The following is a 515-nucleotide window of genomic DNA, read 5'->3' on the forward strand; positions in this document are numbered from 1 at the left end:
AGTTCTTGTTTACATTGTCGAAATCCATATTCCACCCATGTTCTTAACCCGTATAAATTACCTAATGTCTTTTTCATCTGGCTTCTCTTCTCTGTTAAATTTGTCATGACAAACGAAGTTGATGTTTCTGGCATCGTTTCTGGATCTGTGGTAATTTCCCAATAGGTTCTTGTACTTCTTTTCCCAAATATGATTTCTCTAATATATCTGGTTTCTGATTCTTGATTGCTAAAAATCCTCTCAAATTTACACCATTTGTTGGCTCTAACTTTCTGCTCGCTTGACATCCAGACTCCATGATTACTTCTTATTGCTAGTACCCAAGGAATTTGAAATTGATCTAATGTACTGATAAACGAACTACTTTCACCATAAAGGCTATCTGCTAATACCAATTCAATCTGAAATCCCCAATCAACCAATTCTGTTAGAATTTCTGATGCGATTTCAATCTTAGTTTTGTAGACATCTCCTTCTTTTAATGTTCCTTTGGGTTTAAATACTCTAAACACTAA

1 protein-coding gene is annotated in these 515 nt (G+C 34.4%); it reads right to left on the bottom strand.

From position 1 onward, the window contains the following. The coding region (locus tag PL9214_RS29475) for a transposase (RefSeq protein WP_139295215.1) at positions 1 to 515 on the bottom strand (515 nt) is incomplete at both ends.

Source organism: Planktothrix tepida PCC 9214, from assembly GCF_900009145.1.
Lineage (GTDB): Bacteria > Cyanobacteriota > Cyanobacteriia > Cyanobacteriales > Microcoleaceae > Planktothrix > Planktothrix tepida.